Below are 14329 nucleotides of genomic sequence, written 5' to 3'. Positions count from 1 at the left end.
ATTATCGCTCCTCGCGGAATTCGACGTGCTTGCGGACGATCGGATCGAACTTCTTCAAGGTGATGCGATCCGGGTTGTTGCGCTTGTTCTTACGGGTCACGTAGGTGTAGCCGGTGCCCGCAGTGGACTTCAGTTTGATGATTGGACGGATGTCATTACGTGCCATCTTTAGATCTTCTCCCCACGTGCGCGAATCTTGGCCACGACGGACTCGATGCCGTCACGGTCGATGATCTTCATGCCCTTGGTGGAAACATTCAGGGTGATGGTACGGCCCTCAGAGGGCAGGTAGTACCGACGACGCTGCACGTTGGGGTTCCAACGGCGCGAGGTGCGGCGGTGCGAGTGCGAGACCTGCTTGCCGAATTCCGGCTTGCGGCCCGTTACCTGGCAAATAGCCGACATGGGTCTTCTTTCTCCTAGCCGCCCACATCGAAAGCGACTAACGGAGTGCCTATATCCGCGGTGAGGCGCGGCGCTCTAAAAAGTGAGGTTGAGCAGGAGGCTTAATCCGTTGAACACCAGTTGATGGGGCGTAAAACGATTACTTTGACAACAGCAAGGGGAAATCTTACATGCCGCGGCCTGTAGAACCTAATCACCGCTGTCGTGCAACCCGGCTTTGATACCTATTATCCAAGCGCCATTTCCGTCGAAGGTGCTGGCGGGGTGATTGTTTGTGCTTGCCGTTGCGTTGCTCTGAGGAGTATGAACTGCGGCGATTTCGATTTTGATGCCTGCGGCCTGTAGGATGTTTCAAGTTGTCGGCGCGAGCCGCACGTTTGTAAGTATAGAGACCCAACTCGGGCACGATCCTTTCACGCTCTCACGCGTCACGGAAGGAACCGACCCGTAGTTCAACCCTGAGGGAATCGACATATGAAGAAAGACATCCACCCGGATTACCACCCGGTGGTCTTCAAGGACGCCGGTACCGGCCACTCCTTCCTGACCAAGTCCACCGCTACCTCCGAGCGCACCGTTGAGTGGGAAGACGGCAACGAGTACCCGCTCATCGTCGTCGACGTGACCGCTGAGTCCCACCCGTTCTGGACCGGTGCGCAGCGCGTTATGGATACCGCTGGCCGCGTTGAGAAGTTCAACCAGCGCTTCGGTGCAATGGCTCGCCGCAAGAAGAAGAACGCGTAAGGAGGATAGGAAAAGATGGCAACTCCTAAGTTTAAGAAGTCCCGCGCGAACACCCACTCTCGCCGTTCCCAGTGGAAGGCTGACAATGTCGCCCTCCAGGAAGTCACCATCGACGGTCAGACCGTGCGCATCCCGCGCCGCCTGGTCAAGGCTGCAAAGCTTGGCCTGGTTGACGTCGAGCAGTTCTAAGGCCTCTTAGGTCTTCAGTCTGTGACTGTAGCCCCGAAGATTCACCGCTTTGAGTGAATCTTCGGGGCTTTTGTCGTGCGCATGTAGTGCGCGCTCGCAGTGCTCCCTGATTGCTAAGGCGTGGGCCGCCGAGGCGGTCTTGAATTTTTTGGGGAAATTAGCGGCCTAAGGGGGTATAAGGGGGCGAAAGAATGCGGCCTACTTCGTGAAAACGTCCTAGATAGGACATAATTGAGATTATGAAGATTCTTGTCGTGGATGACGAGCAGGCCGTACGTGAATCGCTTCGGCGCTCCCTGAAGTTTAATGGCTACGAGGTTGTGTTGGCCGCCGATGGCGTTCAGGCTGTCGAGATGGTTCACAGTGATAACCCCGAGCTACTGATCCTCGATGTGATGATGCCGAACATGGACGGCCTTGAAGTCTGCCGCACCCTGCGCAGCGAAGGCTGGGACCGCCCCATTCTCGTGCTGACGGCTCGTGATGGCGTGTCCGATCGCGTTGCAGGTCTCGATGCGGGCGCCGACGATTACCTGCCCAAGCCATTCGCTCTGGAGGAGCTTTTGGCTCGCGTGCGTTCTTTGGTTCGGCGTGCCGCCGCGGACTCCATCGGGACGAAGCAGCCGGTTGAGACGCAGCTAAGCTTCGAGGACCTCAAGCTTGATGCAGATACGCGTGAAGTTACTCGCGGCGACCGTCCAATTTCCCTGACCCGTACCGAGTTTGCTCTCCTGCGCTTGTTGATGGAGAACCCCCGCAAGGTTCTCTCCCGCAACACCATCTTGGAAGAAGTGTGGGGCTATGATTTCCCCACCTCCGGAAATGCGCTTGAAGTGTATATTGGCTATCTCCGCAAAAAGACCGAGGAGAATGGTGAGCCGCGTCTTATCCACACCGTGCGCGGTGTTGGCTATGTCATGAGGGAGGCTATCGCGTGATTTTGCGGAGGCCCGCGCCTGATGCGGTGCCTTCTGAAGACCTGGATACCACTGCGTGGTTAGGCCGCTCAGGCCGACGCGGCTGGGCTTCACGGGCGCCGCTTCGGTGGCGCCTTTCTTTGGTTACCGGCGTTGTTGTCGCCTTCTCCGTGGCAGTGATGACGTTTGTGACCTATTGGCTTGTCGCGGCGTCGATGACGGCGAGCGTCGATAAGCAGCTTATTCAGCAAGCCGACGTGCTCATACAGCAGGCGCAGGATCCGGCCTTCGTGGAGAACATCGACCAGGAAATTTCCTCATTCAAGCTCTATAACCCCTCGACTCGAATCTCAATCTCCCCACCGTCGGTGGCGTTTGCATTTGGTGACGCACTGCCCGTGGGCGGCGATTTTAAGCCCGACGGGGACACTATGGAAAGCTCCATCCGTACTTTGGGCGGGGAGCGCGTGCTGGCTAAGCATGAGGACGGCGGGACCACGGTAGTCCTGGCTAAGGACCTAGGACCGACCGAGGAAATCGTTTCCGCGGTGGGCTCGGCTCTGCTCATCATCGTGGCGTTCGGCGTGCTGCTTTCCGTTTTTGCGGGAATGGTGGTGTCCAAGACCGGCATGGAACCCATCGCACGCCTCAAGCGCGCGGTAGATTATGTGACGCAGACTAATGACTTGCGGCGGATTGCGGTGGAGAGCAATGACGAGATGTCGCAGCTGACGGTGTCCTTCAACCGAATGTTGTCTGCCCTGCAGCATGCGCGCGTGCAGCAATCGCAGTTCGTGGCAGATGCCGGCCACGAGTTGAAGACGCCGCTAACTTCCATGCGTACCAATATCGAGCTGCTCATGATGCTGAATAAATCCGGCGGCGGATTCGGCATCAGTGAGGAAGATCGTCGCGACTTGGAAGACGACGTGATGGCGCAGATGTCGGAGTTGTCGACCCTGATCGGTGATCTCGTGGACTTGGCACGCGAAGATGCCACTGAGAAGGAACCGGAACCTGTCGAGCTGCACGAGGTTCTGGAGAATTCCCTTAACCGTGCCAAGCGCCGGCGCCCTGACGTGGACTTCCGCGTGAGGTTTATTCCGTGGATGTTGGATGGTGACCCATTTGCCTTGGGGCGTGCCACGCTCAATCTCATGGATAACGCCGCGAAGTGGTCGCCGCCGACGGGTACCGTGCGCGTTTCCATGCGGCAAGTGGCAGAGGACAAGGTGCGCCTGCGTGTGGATGACTCGGGCCCCGGTATCGCGCCCGAGGAGCGCGACAAGGTGTTTGAGCGTTTCTACCGTTCGGCCGAAGCTCGTGCAATGCCTGGTTCCGGACTAGGCTTGGCCATCGTGAAATCCGTCGTTGAGCGGCACAATGGAGAGATCACCATTAAGGATTCCGCGGACGGTGGAACACGCATGGAGGTTATCCTGCCGGGGTATCCCACCGAGGGGGATGCCATGGTGGATGGACTGGAAGAAATTCCGAACGAGTTTCAGCCAGAATCCTTCGATGCGCAAGACGCAGAGGAGACATCTCAGGAGCCAGCCGAGGAGCACTCGGAGAACCCGCACGACCGGGGTCATATCTTTGCGGAGCGGTGGTTTAACCAAAGCTAGTCTTCCAAGTATCGCACCAGTTCAGAGCGTACAGGAAATGTACAGCTTTTCCTAGCACACTGGCAGAGCAGAGACAGATACACCCCAGCGCGATGGTGCACACTACCTGACATGAATATGAGGAATTCGAACATGGATAATCCCATGGATACCCCGCAGAACTCTGATGGACGGGGACAAGCACAGCAGCAGGGCGGGGCGCCTTCTGCGGGAAGCTCATCAAACGGCTGGAATCAGCCGCGCTCGGACTCGTGGGCACAGGGAAGGCAGCAGCAAGCGCCCTACGGCGCACAGGGCGGGCCGGGAAGCCCATCGTCGTTTGGTATTCAGCCCTCTCAGGCTCCAAGCGCAGGACAAGCACCGTATGGTGGCTCAACCTATGGCTTCGGTCAGCAAAGCCAGGTGCGACAAAGCACAGCGCAACCATATGCAGGACAGCGCTTCGCTGGTCAGCAAGGCGCAGGCGCGCAGGTCGTGGAGCAGGGGAGCGAACCGAAGAACAAGCGCAAAGTAGGAATGGGCACCGCGTTGGCGATGATGCTTGTTGAAGCCATTGCAGTTGGCGGCGTCACCGGTGCCGTGGTTGGCAAAGCCGGTGACGATAAATCCTCGACCTCGACGGTCAACGAGGTTCTCGAGCGCCAGCCGGTGGCCAATAGCACCGGTAACGAGCCGGCCGCCGGCTCTGTGGAGGACGTAGCATCGAAGGTTCTGCCGTCGGTGGTGTCGATCTACTCCATGACCCGCTCTGGCGGTGCCGAGGGCTCCGGTTCAATTATCTCCCCAGATGGTTATGTGCTGACCAACCACCACGTGGTTGCTGGCGCGGATCAGGGAGGGAGGCTCGAAGTGACGATGAATGATGGTTCGCGCCATAGCGCTACGTTTGTCGCGTCCGATGCGACGACAGACGTCGGGGTCATCAAAATCGACGACGTCAGCGATCTTCCTTTCCTCCAGTTTGGTGATTCGGACGCGGCCGCAGTGGGGCAGGAGGTAGTTGCCGTTGGCTCCCCGCTGGGGCTCAACGCCACGGTGACGTCCGGAATTGTGTCGGCCAAGAACCGCCCGGTGCGTGCGTCACAGGAAGGTGGGGAGTCCTCGCTTATCGACGCCATCCAGACCGACGCAGCCGTCAACCCCGGTAACTCCGGCGGTCCCCTGGTGGATATGGAGGGCAACATCATTGGCATGAACTCGATGATTGCCTCGCTATCTGGCGGTTCGAATGCCGAAGGCGGCTCCATCGGCCTGGGCTTCGCCATCCCCTCAAATTTTGCTAAGCGGATGGCCGATGAGCTCATCAATAACGGCAAGGTCAAGCATCCCACGTTGGGCGTTAAGGTCCGTGCGCAGAGCGATACCCTTGGCGCGGAAATCGTTGATGTGGAATCTGGCAGCCCGGCTGATAAAGCAGGACTGAAGTCCGGTGATGTGGTCACTCGCGTCAACGACCGGCTCATTGAAAGCTCCGATGCCCTGATTGCGGCAACCCGCTCGCAGGAATTTGGGGCAACCGTGACACTGGAAGTTAAGGGCCGCGACAACGAAGACGTGAGAAAGGTAGAGGTAACGCTGGCGAGCGAGTAAGTTTACAAATACTCGGGCGGTGCGCAAGCACCGCGTGAATACCGCACCCTGACACCTTTTTAAGCAACTACTTCCGGAAGATTCCGTCCCACCTTTAAGGAGAACCTCCGTGGCAGACAACACCGACGCAGCTGAGCTGTTGGGGCGCGATGCCTCACACGAACTTGATGATGTTACCGAGCCCGATGACGCCTTCCTCATTGCGAGCGAGCAAGAACAAAGCGTTCAGGCGCCGCGTCGCGCGCTCGTCGTGATCGTTACCGACCACCCAGATGAGTCAACGGAGGACACATCGCGTTTGGCGGGTGAATTGCTGGCCGAAGCCGATTTCACCTTCGACGGCGCAGTGATTGTTCGCTCCAAGAAATCCAAAATCCGACAGGCGATTGAAACCGGTGTGGTCGGGGGAGTTGACCTCGTATTGACTATCGGTGGCACGGGCGTTGGCCCCCGCGATAAGACCCCTGAGGCAACCCGCGCGGTGCTGGATCAAATGGTTCCGGGCGTGGCGCAGGCGCTGCGCTCTTCCGGCCAGGCATGCGGCGCGGTGGATGCCTGCACCTCCCGCGGTATTTCAGGAGTGTCCGGTTCGACGGTCATCGTCAACGTGGCTTCGTCCCGCGCGGCGGTGCGCGATGGCATGGCAACCTTGACGCCTTTGGTGCATCATCTAGTTGATCAGCTGCAGAAATCCAGCGTCTAATGGCTGATTCCGCACCACGTGCCCGCCGTCGTCGTGCTCAGCGCCCGTCGACCGCCCAGAATTATGACCGCAGCTTCGACGTGCCCGGCGGGCCAGTATCGCAGGCGGCTGGTACCTCTGCTGGGGCTGGCGCCGATGAGCTGCGCATCGTAAGCCTTGATGGCAACAGCGAAGACGAAGTCACCGGTGAGGCTTTCTACCGCGAGAATATGCCGCCGCACTTTGGTACTACGCAGTAGCGCGTCGAGGGCCTAGAGCGCATAAGGAAATCCCGCAGAGCTTCAGCATTGTGCTGGCTCTGCGGGATTGCAGGTTTTGCTTGTGAATTAGAAGCTGGAACCTGGCTTCTCAGTGGTGGTGCCACCGTTCTCAGCAGCGAGCAGGTCGCGGATCTCAGCGAGCAGCTGCTCGGCGGTCGGAGCCGGCTCCTCCGGGTCAACACCCTGGCGGCGCTTAGCGTGCTCGGTGACGGCATTGAGCGGAGCGACAATGACGAAGTAGATGACGGCAGCGACGATCAGGAAGTTGATGAGTGCCGTGATGACCGCACCAAAGTCAAGGAAGGTCTCGGGATTGTCGGTAATCGCGAAGCCCAGGCCACCGAAGTCCGGGGAACCGAAGGAGTTGATCAGCGGCTGGATGAGGTGGTCCGTGATGGAGGTAACGATTGCGGTGAATGCAGCACCGATGATGACGGCCACGGCCAGCTCGATGACGTTGCCGCGCAAGATGAAATCTTTAAAGCCCTTAAGCATGGGAATATGTCCTTTTCTGCGGAGTAAATGCTTCTTCGGTAGTGCGCGGCTGCGGCGCAGCGCGCGGTGAGAGAACCAACGCTGTTCAATGAGGCGGTACCTAGCACGTGATGAGCCGGAAGGGGCCGAAAGGAGCGAGATTCTTGAAGCGGTAGGAGTGCCTACTTAGGAAGAAGCATCGGGGGAAATTGCTGGAATAGAAAAGACCACTGTTGAGCGCTCACAGCATGCGTTGCCACGACGTTGTGAGACAGGAAAGACACACAAACATTAGCGCCTGAGTGGATGCGCCCATACTAGGCAGAGATTGTTGGTGGTGGCAACATCCCGCGGCACCATTGATGCGCAAACGCGGCGATCTTCACAGTGTCATCTTAATTGTGGGCACGGTCGCCCACGATGACGACCGTGAGCGGTTGCGCAAGGGAAGCGGCAGCGACGTCCTCGGCCGCCTCGGCGGGGAGGGCAACGAGCAACGATTGTGTGCGTGCATCATCTCCGCCTGTTCCTACCGACACGACGCGAGCGCCACGGGCAATAGTCTTTCCGCGTGCGGGGGCGGTACCGTCGGGCCCATCCTCGACCGTGCCGACGATGTTGACCGTATCTCCATGGTGGAGATTACGAGAAATCTCCGGCTCAGCCAGCGTAAGCGGGATGAGGTGGCCGTTGTCCATACCGAAATCTGCGACGAGATCTGAGCTGAGTAGGCGAGTTGTGGTCAAGATTTCGCCAGCGCTCGCGGCCGCTACCAGCACGCGTCCCACGGCATCCTCTGGGTTATTTCCCAACGCCGTGGCGGGAAGAGCGGAGGAGGGGACGCGGGCCACGGAGACATCGCCAAGCGCTAGCGTCTCCCCGGCCGCCACGTCCCGGGCCATGACCACGACGCGGGGCTGCTCACGCGTGGAAGCGAGCGCACTGGCCGCGGCGGTCACGAGCAGGACAGCTGCGATAACGCGGCGCAGGAACACGCTGCGGCGATGTCCCGGGGTGCGCAGAACATGTAGAAAATCCATACCTTCTTAGACTGCGCGTGGCGCCGCGTGGTTCCCGGGCGGGGCCCGAAAGCGATTAAAGCCAGCGCAACCCGCGCTCGGTCAGGACGCCATCGACTGGACGGTCGTGCTCATCGAAGGGGACATCGCGGATCTCGCTGGAATGCACCAAGGCGACGACAGGCGGGCGCCCAGTGGGGAGAGGCGTGAGCGCGCGGTCGTAATACCCTGCCCCCTTGCCCAAGCGCATGCCTGATTCGCTGACTGCCATCGCGGGCGCGAGGATGAGATCGAGCTGGGCCAGGATTTCGCTGCTGTGGCGCTGGCCGACGGGCTCCGCAATCCCCAGCGCCCCCGGGCGCATGGCCTGTGGGCCGGTATATAGCGTCCACAAAAGCTCCCCGTCTGCACCGGAAATAGGCAGGTAAACCTCTTTGCAGAGCTGTGCCACGGTATCTACGAAGCTGGGGCCGCCCGGCTCTGTGCCCAGTGGGTGGTAGGCGGCAATGCGCATCGCGGGAGTCAGGAGCTCTCTCACACCAGCACACCACGCGGCGTTGTCGTCAGTTCGCTGTTCAGAGGTGCGTTCGCGGCGGGCGCTAAGGAGTGAGGCTCTTAAGGCGTCCTTGGGGGAGGTCGTCATGGTTGTTAATCATAATGTGACGGCGTAGCGCAGCGCAGGAGAGCGGTGGGTGCATTGTAAAGTGGAACTTATGGCTATTGCACACGAGGATTCCCACACCGGGATCGCTACGGTCGTTGTCCCCGCTGCTGGCATGGGCACTCGCTTCCTGCCTGCCACCAAGACCGTGCCCAAGGAGCTGCTCCCCGTCGTTGATACGCCGGGCATCGAGCTTATTGCGGAAGAGGCCGCTTCGGTTGGTGCTCAGCGCCTCGCGGTGATCACTGCACCAAACAAGCAAGAAGTGATGCGGCACTTCGAGGAGTTTCCGGATCTGGTTGAGACACTCGACGCCCGCGGCAAAGACGAGCAGGTTGCTAAGGTCAAGCGCGCCGCCCAGCTGATTCACCCGATTTCGGTGGAGCAGGAAAAGCCGCTGGGCTTGGGCCACGCGGTGGGCTTGGCGGAATCCGTGCTCGAGGATGACGAGGAATTCTTCGCCGTCATGCTACCGGATGACATTGTTCTGCCCGCCACCGTCATGGGGGAGATGGCCCGTGTTCGCGCAGCTCTAGGCGGCAGCGTGCTGTGCGCCTTTGAGGTCGCGCGCGAGGAGACCTTTAACTACGGTGTGTTCGACGTCGAAGACACCGACGCGCCGGGAGTGAAGAAGGTTGTGGGCATGGTGGAGAAGCCGGATCCGGCTGATGCGCCGTCCAACCTTGTGGCCACCGGGCGCTACCTGCTCGACAGGAAGATCTTTGATGCGCTTCGCCGTATCAAGCCGGGCAAGGGTGGAGAGCTGCAGTTGACCGATGCCATCGAGCTCCTCATCAAGGAGGGACACCCGGTTCACGTCGTAGTTCACCAAGGCAAGCGTCACGACCTTGGCAACCCGGGCGGTTATATCCCAGCCAACGTGGACTTTGGTCTGCGCGATGAGAAATACGGTCCTGCGCTCTACAAGGCGATTAAGAAGATTGTGGAGGATTACGAAGAAGAAAACGGGCTGAAGGGCTAAGTCTTGACGCACCAAGCGCGCTAAGCTCTACTCCAGTAACTTCCATCCCTTTAGGCCCCACATACCCCAGAGCAAAGGTAGGCGGTACATGCGTTCGGTCGATGACCAGATGGCGTTCATTCTTGATGCAGCGATGACTCCGGAGCCGGTACGCATCGCCATCGCGAATGCGCTGGGTCTCAAGTGCGCGGAGGAGGTGCAGGCTAATCAGCCGCTGCCGGGCTTCCCGCAGGCGGCGATTGATGGCTACGCCGTGCGTGCCGTGGACGTCGGGGGAGAAAAAGCCCTCAAGGCGCGCACTCGCCACGACGCTGAGGATGCGGATGCTCCTGCTTCGGAGACTGAGATTGAGCGCTCGCTTCCGGTGGTGGGGGAGGTTCCTGCAGGCTCGCGCCAGCCTTTGCGTTTGCAGCCTAAGCAGGCGGTGCGGGTGTATACGGGCGCGCCTTTGCCCACGCTTGCCGACGCCGTCCTTCCCCTCGAGTGGACCGACCGCGGCCGCAAGCGCGTGACCTCACACCGGCCAGTGCGTTCGGGAGACTTCGTGCGCCGCGTGGGCGATGACATCCAACCCGGCGATGTGGCAGTGTCCTCTGGAACTGTCTTGGGGCCGGCGCAGATTGGCCTGCTCGCGGCGGTGGGGCGCTCGAAGGTGCTGGCGTACCCACGCCCGCGCGTGACCATCGTCTCTTACGGCAAGGAGCTTGTCGACGTCGACCGTGAGCCCGGCCTGGGTCAGGTCTTCGACGTGAACTCTTACTCACTCGCAGCGGCCGCGAAGGAGGCCGGCGCGGACGTGCACCGCGTGGGCATTGCTGCCGGTGAGCCGCGCCGCGTGCGGGAGGCCTTGGAGACTTACCTGGCGCGCAGCGAGGTGTTGGTGATTTCCGGTGCCGTGGGTGGTGCGGGCGCGGATGAAATCCGCGAAGTCCTCGATGAGCTGGGGGATGTCGATACTACTCGTGTGGCAATGCACCCCGGTTCGGTCCAAGGTTTTGGTCTGTTGGGTGAAGAGCGCATCCCCACCTTCCTGTTGCCTTCGAACCCCGTGTCTGCGCTCGTCATCTTCGAGGTTTTTGTGCGCCCGCTGATTCGGTTGTCCCTAGGCAAGCGCAGCGGTCAGCGTCGCGTCGTACGCGCACGCGTGCTCAACCACATGGAGTCCCGCCCGGGCCGTCGCGGATACATCCGTGCCCGGCTGATGCGTGACGCCGAGACCTCCGATTACCTCGTGGAAGGGCTAGGTGGCGCGGCGGGCGCGCCGGCACACCTGCTCGCCGGGTTGTCAGAAGCGAACGCGATGATTCGCATCCCGGAGGAGGTCACCGAGATCCGCCCGGGAGATGTGGTCGACGTCCTCTTCCTGACCCAACGAAGCTAGCCGGCAGCTACGCACGCCATGCTTGATCCTTTTGGTACTGCCGCAGGGAGGTTTTCCACCCCCGCCAGCGGTGAGGCGCACCCCGAGCATCCGGGGTGGCCTGAGGCGACCCCTGCTGTGCGGCTGCGAGGCTCCAGCGTTTTCCCGCACGGAGCGACGGTACGCCTGCGCCCGCTGTTGCGTCGGGATGGCGAGGCGTGGCGGCAGCAGCGCATAGAGGATCGGGATTTTCTTAAACCCGTGGAACCTACGCTGCCGACGTCGTGGGATGCGGCGCATTCGCAGTCTGCGTGGTGGAATCACCTGATGTTTTTGCGCGATTCTGCCCGCGCTGGAACGGTGGTGCCGCTCGTCATTGACGTCGATGGGCAATTTCGAGGCCAATTGACCCTGGGAAATATTCAGCACGGAGGGGTTAGTGAATGCTGGATCGGCTATTGGGTCCATTCCGGGGTACACGGCGCAGGCGTGGCCACCGTTGCGTGCGCCCTCGGCGTGGACCACGCTTTTTACCGCGTGGGGCTGCACAGAGTCACCGCCACCTACCTGCCGGAGAACCCTGCTTCGGGCAAGGTGCTACACAACAATGGCTTTCGGGATGAGGGATTTCTGCGCCGCAACTTACACATTGACGGCGCATGGCGGGACCACCACTTCTTGGCGCTCAATCGTGAGGATTTTGCCTCGAGCGCGGTGGAGCGCCTGCACGCGGCGGGGCGGATCCTCGGTCTCTAGATCGCGCTTGGATTAGTTCAACTACCTCTGTTTTCACTTAAGTAACAACCTTGTAATTTATGGGCTCGTTGATGCCCATGGAGCCGGTGTGGGCGGCTAGAGTAGGGGCCTAGTTATATTCCCTTTTCGTCGACCCCTGAAAGTGGGACACAGCCGCATGATGACTGCCGTGCCGATCATTCTCGTAATCGTGTTGTGGCTCTTCATCCTCGCCCCGTTGCTTTTGCGTTCGCAGCGTCCGATGAGCCACACGGGTGAGGCCTTTGAAGAGACCCGCGTGCTCTTCGAAGGTGATTCCGGCTCTGTGCCGGGCCGTCGCAAGCCGCGCCTGGGCAAGGAAGATATCCGCCCGCGCGCCCAGGCAGGAACGGGGGCTGCAGCGGACGAAGCGGAGTACGAGCTGGTGGAGGCCGAAGGCGTAAGCGAGGATTCGCAGTCCTCCCGCGCTGAAACCGCTACCTCTGACCAAGCTACTTCGGACGTCGCGGAGACGATTGACGGCGAGGTTGTTGAGGAAGACGCCGTTGAAGAGGACTTCGAGCTCGAAGCGGAGCCCGCCCACGTCGCCGAGGCCGAGCAGGAAGCAGGACAGGACACCAAGGACGTTGAAGCAGATGCTGCTGAAGTGTTTACAGCCCCAGCAAATGCTGAGGTGGCGGAGGATGCTTATGACTTCGATGACGCCTACACTTCTCCGGTCGATTTGATGTACCCGGGTGCTATTGACGCTGTGGAGGAGGCGCCGACGACGCCCAACGCCGAGGATTCAGATGGGGCCGATGATGCTCCCGACGCGGAAGAATCCACGGCGGCGGAAATCGAGAGTGCTGATGCCGCGGAGCTGAACGCCGAGGACTCTGAGGCCGGCAGCAGCGATACCGAGCTGTCTGAGGACGAGCTCGCCTTCGCACAGCGCCGCCTTGGCCGCGGCGGATGGGATCCGGTGAAGGAGAAGGAAGCTTCTGCCACGCGTTACCAGCGCCGTCAGCGTACGCTTATCGGATTGGCGGTAGCAGTGGTAGCTACGGTATGCCTCGGCATCGTCGTGGGTGGATGGACGTGGTGGCTGGCGGCTATCGCTGGTGTTATGACCACGGTTTACCTGGTTGCGCTGCGCGCCCAGGTACGCCGTGAACGGGAGTTGTTGCGGCGCCGCATTTACCACCTACGCCGCGCCCGCCTGGGAGTGCGGAACGCGGAGAACCCCGCCGAGTCGCTTCCGCCGAAGCTGCGCCGCCCGGGCGCGCTCATCCTGGAAATCGATGATGAAAGCCCGGACTTTGACTACCTTCCGGTGTACTCGGAGGATGATTCCGACGGTGGGTTTGACGGTCCTCATCCCACCCCGCGTCAACGGCGTGATGATTTGGCGGAGCGTCGAGTTGGCTAAGCGCTGTGTTGGCTGAGCGCTAGGCCGGCCACACACCGGATGTACCGCGACGGTGCGAGCCCACGAGGTGGGCATCGACCATGCCGATGGCCTCCATGAGTGAGAAGCACGTTACTGGGCCGACAAACTTGAACCCGGCCTTCTTTAAAGCCTTGGACATGTCCAAGGCTTCTTGTGTGTATTTAGGGATGTCTTCTTCGCGCTCCGGTGCGATGGTCTCTTCCGGCAAGAAGCTCCAGATGAACTCATCGAGTCCGCCCTGCTCTCTTAAGGCCACCGTGGCCTTCGCGTTGGCGAGTACCGCATTGATCTTGAGGCGGTTCCGGATGATTCCAGGATTATTCATCAGGCGCTCCACTTCCTCCTCGCCGAAGCTTGCCAGAAGGTCAGCATCAAACCCCACGAAAGCGGCGCGGAAGGCTTCGCGTTTGCGCAGAACGATCTCCCAGCTCAGCCCAGCCTGGAAGCCCTCCAAACAGAGGCGCTCTAGCAGTGCGGATTCCTCATGGATGGGCATACCCCATTCGGTGTCGTAGTACTCCTTGAGGAGTGGGGAGGTCATTGCCCAAGCAGGGCGGCCGAGCCCCGCGGAGTCAAAAACAAGTCTCGTATCGTTTGCCATCTGTGTACTAGTCATGCCTTTTTAGACTGCAGAAGTTATTCATCGGTTCCCCAGGGCTACCCGTGGTTGCCAAGGGCTCTCTGCGGATTAGTGCCGCAGCACGCGGCCTCGTGGTCCAGAAGCATCTGCTTCGCGGCTGCGCCTCCGCGATAGGAACCCACACCGCCGCCAGCCGGTACGACGCGGTGACACGGCACCACAATAGGAAGCGGGTTGGTGGCACAGGCGCTCCCCGCGGCACGTGCGGCCTGCGCGCTACCGGCGGCGGTGGCAAGAGTCGAATAGGTCCAACGTTCCCCGAATGGGATATCGCGCAGAGCACGCTGCGCCCGATCCCGGAAGGTGCGCGGGGACTCAGGCACGGCGAGAAGCAGCTCAAAATCCCTCCGCGTGCCGGCAAAATACTCGGCAATTTGTTGAGAGGCGTCGACAAGCACCGCGCCCGCAGAGCCAGGTTCGGTGACATCCGTGAGGCGTTGCATGCTTCTAAGATCCGGAGATTCGCCGTCGAAATACACATGAGATAAACCTCGCGCAGATCCCACGAGGGTGAGGCAACCTAGAGGCGTGTTCGTAGTGGTCCACGTAAGCATGCTGGGTGGGGAGTCCTTTCGGAGGGAGGTGGCTAT

At 60.6% G+C, this 14329-nt stretch carries 18 protein-coding genes; 11 read left to right on the top strand and 7 right to left on the bottom strand.

The window, feature by feature from the left end; genetic code table 11:
* Position 1: 1 nt before the first annotated feature.
* Together rpmG and rpmB are read right to left on the bottom strand one after the other, a co-directional pair.
* On the bottom strand, positions 2-166 hold the full coding sequence (rpmG, locus tag HMPREF2912_RS08980) for a 50S ribosomal protein L33 (RefSeq protein ID WP_010187624.1): 165 nt from the start codon (positions 164-166) through the stop codon (positions 2-4).
* A gap of 2 nt (positions 167-168) precedes the next feature.
* Positions 169-405, bottom strand: coding sequence for a 50S ribosomal protein L28 (gene rpmB / locus HMPREF2912_RS08975; protein WP_005279911.1), 237 nt, complete (start codon positions 403-405; stop codon positions 169-171).
* A 474-nt stretch (positions 406-879) separates the two neighbouring features.
* Between rpmB and HMPREF2912_RS08970 the strand changes: the two genes are divergently transcribed.
* The 7 genes from HMPREF2912_RS08970 to HMPREF2912_RS08940 all read left to right on the top strand — a co-directional run bounded on the left by HMPREF2912_RS08970 (position 880) and on the right by HMPREF2912_RS08940 (position 6415).
* Complete coding sequence (locus HMPREF2912_RS08970; protein ID WP_070520710.1) at positions 880-1149, top strand: type B 50S ribosomal protein L31; 270 nt, start codon at positions 880-882, stop codon at positions 1147-1149.
* Between the two features lie 15 nt (positions 1150-1164).
* A complete protein-coding gene (rpmF, locus tag HMPREF2912_RS08965) occupies positions 1165-1338 on the top strand; it encodes a 50S ribosomal protein L32 (protein ID WP_010187615.1) in 174 nt (57 codons plus the stop codon).
* Between the two features lie 239 nt (positions 1339-1577).
* Entirely contained in the window at positions 1578-2276 is a 699-nt protein-coding gene (locus HMPREF2912_RS08960; protein ID WP_070563351.1) for a response regulator transcription factor, read from the top strand.
* Positions 2273-3883 (top strand): HAMP domain-containing sensor histidine kinase, encoded by a 1611-nt coding sequence (locus HMPREF2912_RS08955; RefSeq protein ID WP_070597479.1) that lies wholly within the window; start codon positions 2273-2275, stop codon positions 3881-3883. The genes HMPREF2912_RS08960 and HMPREF2912_RS08955 overlap by 4 nt, the downstream gene beginning before the upstream one ends.
* A 111-nt stretch (positions 3884-3994) precedes the next feature.
* Positions 3995-5473, top strand: coding sequence for a S1C family serine protease (locus HMPREF2912_RS08950; RefSeq protein ID WP_070683866.1), 1479 nt, complete (start codon positions 3995-3997; stop codon positions 5471-5473).
* Between the two features lie 109 nt (positions 5474-5582).
* Positions 5583-6176, top strand: a complete 594-nt coding sequence (locus HMPREF2912_RS08945) for a MogA/MoaB family molybdenum cofactor biosynthesis protein (RefSeq protein WP_070520727.1) — start codon at positions 5583-5585, stop codon at positions 6174-6176.
* The gene (locus HMPREF2912_RS08940; protein WP_070520730.1) at positions 6176-6415 is read left to right on the top strand and encodes a hypothetical protein; all 240 of its coding nucleotides are present in this window, start codon (positions 6176-6178) and stop codon (positions 6413-6415) included. Before HMPREF2912_RS08945 ends, HMPREF2912_RS08940 begins: the two co-directional genes overlap by 1 nt.
* Before the next feature lie 87 nt (positions 6416-6502).
* On the opposite strand, the gene mscL is transcribed toward HMPREF2912_RS08940, so the two are convergent.
* From mscL to HMPREF2912_RS08925, 3 genes are all read right to left on the bottom strand, one after another.
* Positions 6503-6931, bottom strand: coding sequence for a large conductance mechanosensitive channel protein MscL (gene mscL / locus HMPREF2912_RS08935; protein ID WP_070520733.1), 429 nt, complete (start codon positions 6929-6931; stop codon positions 6503-6505).
* A gap of 374 nt (positions 6932-7305) precedes the next feature.
* Positions 7306-7950, bottom strand: a complete 645-nt coding sequence (locus HMPREF2912_RS08930; RefSeq protein ID WP_070531660.1) for an SAF domain-containing protein — start codon at positions 7948-7950, stop codon at positions 7306-7308.
* 55 nt (positions 7951-8005) lie between these two features.
* Entirely contained in the window at positions 8006-8572 is a 567-nt protein-coding gene (locus HMPREF2912_RS08925) for a 5-formyltetrahydrofolate cyclo-ligase (RefSeq protein WP_070531661.1), read from the bottom strand.
* A gap of 70 nt (positions 8573-8642) precedes the next feature.
* Between HMPREF2912_RS08925 and HMPREF2912_RS08920 the strand changes: the two genes are divergently transcribed.
* The 4 genes from HMPREF2912_RS08920 to glpR all read left to right on the top strand — a co-directional run bounded on the left by HMPREF2912_RS08920 (position 8643) and on the right by glpR (position 13078).
* Positions 8643-9572: a UTP--glucose-1-phosphate uridylyltransferase gene (locus HMPREF2912_RS08920; protein ID WP_070520743.1), complete on the top strand. Its 930-nt coding sequence runs from the start codon at positions 8643-8645 to the stop codon at positions 9570-9572.
* An 88-nt stretch (positions 9573-9660) separates the two neighbouring features.
* Positions 9661-10953 (top strand): molybdotransferase-like divisome protein Glp, encoded by a 1293-nt coding sequence (glp, locus tag HMPREF2912_RS08915; RefSeq protein WP_070520746.1) that lies wholly within the window; start codon positions 9661-9663, stop codon positions 10951-10953.
* A gap of 18 nt (positions 10954-10971) precedes the next feature.
* On the top strand, positions 10972-11688 hold the full coding sequence (locus HMPREF2912_RS08910; protein ID WP_070683864.1) for a GNAT family N-acetyltransferase: 717 nt from the start codon (positions 10972-10974) through the stop codon (positions 11686-11688).
* Between the two features lie 160 nt (positions 11689-11848).
* The gene (glpR, locus tag HMPREF2912_RS08905) at positions 11849-13078 is read left to right on the top strand and encodes a divisome protein SepX/GlpR (protein ID WP_338025100.1); all 1230 of its coding nucleotides are present in this window, start codon (positions 11849-11851) and stop codon (positions 13076-13078) included.
* A gap of 19 nt (positions 13079-13097) precedes the next feature.
* Here glpR and HMPREF2912_RS08900 read toward each other — a convergent pair whose 3' ends face one another.
* Positions 13098-13715 carry a DNA-3-methyladenine glycosylase I gene (locus HMPREF2912_RS08900; protein WP_083299262.1) on the bottom strand — a complete coding sequence of 206 codons (618 nt, stop codon included), beginning with the start codon at positions 13713-13715 and terminating at the stop codon, positions 13098-13100.
* 41 nt (positions 13716-13756) lie between these two features.
* Positions 13757-14293 (bottom strand): methylated-DNA--[protein]-cysteine S-methyltransferase, encoded by a 537-nt coding sequence (locus HMPREF2912_RS08895; protein WP_070531669.1) that lies wholly within the window; start codon positions 14291-14293, stop codon positions 13757-13759.
* Between the last annotated feature and the right edge of the window lie 36 nt (positions 14294-14329).

The sequence above is a fragment of the Corynebacterium sp. HMSC056E09 genome (genome assembly GCF_001813425.1).
Taxonomy (GTDB): Bacteria; Actinomycetota; Actinomycetes; order Mycobacteriales; family Mycobacteriaceae; genus Corynebacterium; species Corynebacterium hesseae.
The sequence above is the reverse complement of the archived record's forward strand: the minus strand, read 5'-3'. Positions and strand labels throughout refer to the sequence as shown.

Excerpts from the sequence above, each read along its gene's own strand:
- rpmG (WP_010187624.1), bottom strand. The coding sequence starts at position 166 with ATGGCACGTAATGACATCCGTCCAATCATCAAACTGAAGTCCACTGCG.
- rpmB (WP_005279911.1), bottom strand. The coding sequence starts at position 405 with ATGTCGGCTATTTGCCAGGTAACGGGCCGCAAGCCGGAATTCGGCAAG.
- HMPREF2912_RS08970 (WP_070520710.1), top strand. The coding sequence starts at position 880 with ATGAAGAAAGACATCCACCCGGATTACCACCCGGTGGTCTTCAAGGAC.
- rpmF (WP_010187615.1), top strand. The coding sequence starts at position 1,165 with ATGGCAACTCCTAAGTTTAAGAAGTCCCGCGCGAACACCCACTCTCGC.
- HMPREF2912_RS08960 (WP_070563351.1), top strand. The coding sequence starts at position 1,578 with ATGAAGATTCTTGTCGTGGATGACGAGCAGGCCGTACGTGAATCGCTT.
- HMPREF2912_RS08950 (WP_070683866.1), top strand. The coding sequence starts at position 3,995 with ATGAATATGAGGAATTCGAACATGGATAATCCCATGGATACCCCGCAG.
- HMPREF2912_RS08940 (WP_070520730.1), top strand. The coding sequence starts at position 6,176 with ATGGCTGATTCCGCACCACGTGCCCGCCGTCGTCGTGCTCAGCGCCCG.
- mscL (WP_070520733.1), bottom strand. The coding sequence starts at position 6,931 with ATGCTTAAGGGCTTTAAAGATTTCATCTTGCGCGGCAACGTCATCGAG.
- HMPREF2912_RS08930 (WP_070531660.1), bottom strand. The coding sequence starts at position 7,950 with ATGGATTTTCTACATGTTCTGCGCACCCCGGGACATCGCCGCAGCGTG.
- HMPREF2912_RS08925 (WP_070531661.1), bottom strand. The coding sequence starts at position 8,572 with ATGACGACCTCCCCCAAGGACGCCTTAAGAGCCTCACTCCTTAGCGCC.
- HMPREF2912_RS08920 (WP_070520743.1), top strand. The coding sequence starts at position 8,643 with ATGGCTATTGCACACGAGGATTCCCACACCGGGATCGCTACGGTCGTT.
- glp (WP_070520746.1), top strand. The coding sequence starts at position 9,661 with ATGCGTTCGGTCGATGACCAGATGGCGTTCATTCTTGATGCAGCGATG.
- HMPREF2912_RS08910 (WP_070683864.1), top strand. The coding sequence starts at position 10,972 with ATGCTTGATCCTTTTGGTACTGCCGCAGGGAGGTTTTCCACCCCCGCC.
- glpR (WP_338025100.1), top strand. The coding sequence starts at position 11,849 with ATGACTGCCGTGCCGATCATTCTCGTAATCGTGTTGTGGCTCTTCATC.
- HMPREF2912_RS08900 (WP_083299262.1), bottom strand. The coding sequence starts at position 13,715 with ATGACTAGTACACAGATGGCAAACGATACGAGACTTGTTTTTGACTCC.
- HMPREF2912_RS08895 (WP_070531669.1), bottom strand. The coding sequence starts at position 14,293 with ATGCTTACGTGGACCACTACGAACACGCCTCTAGGTTGCCTCACCCTC.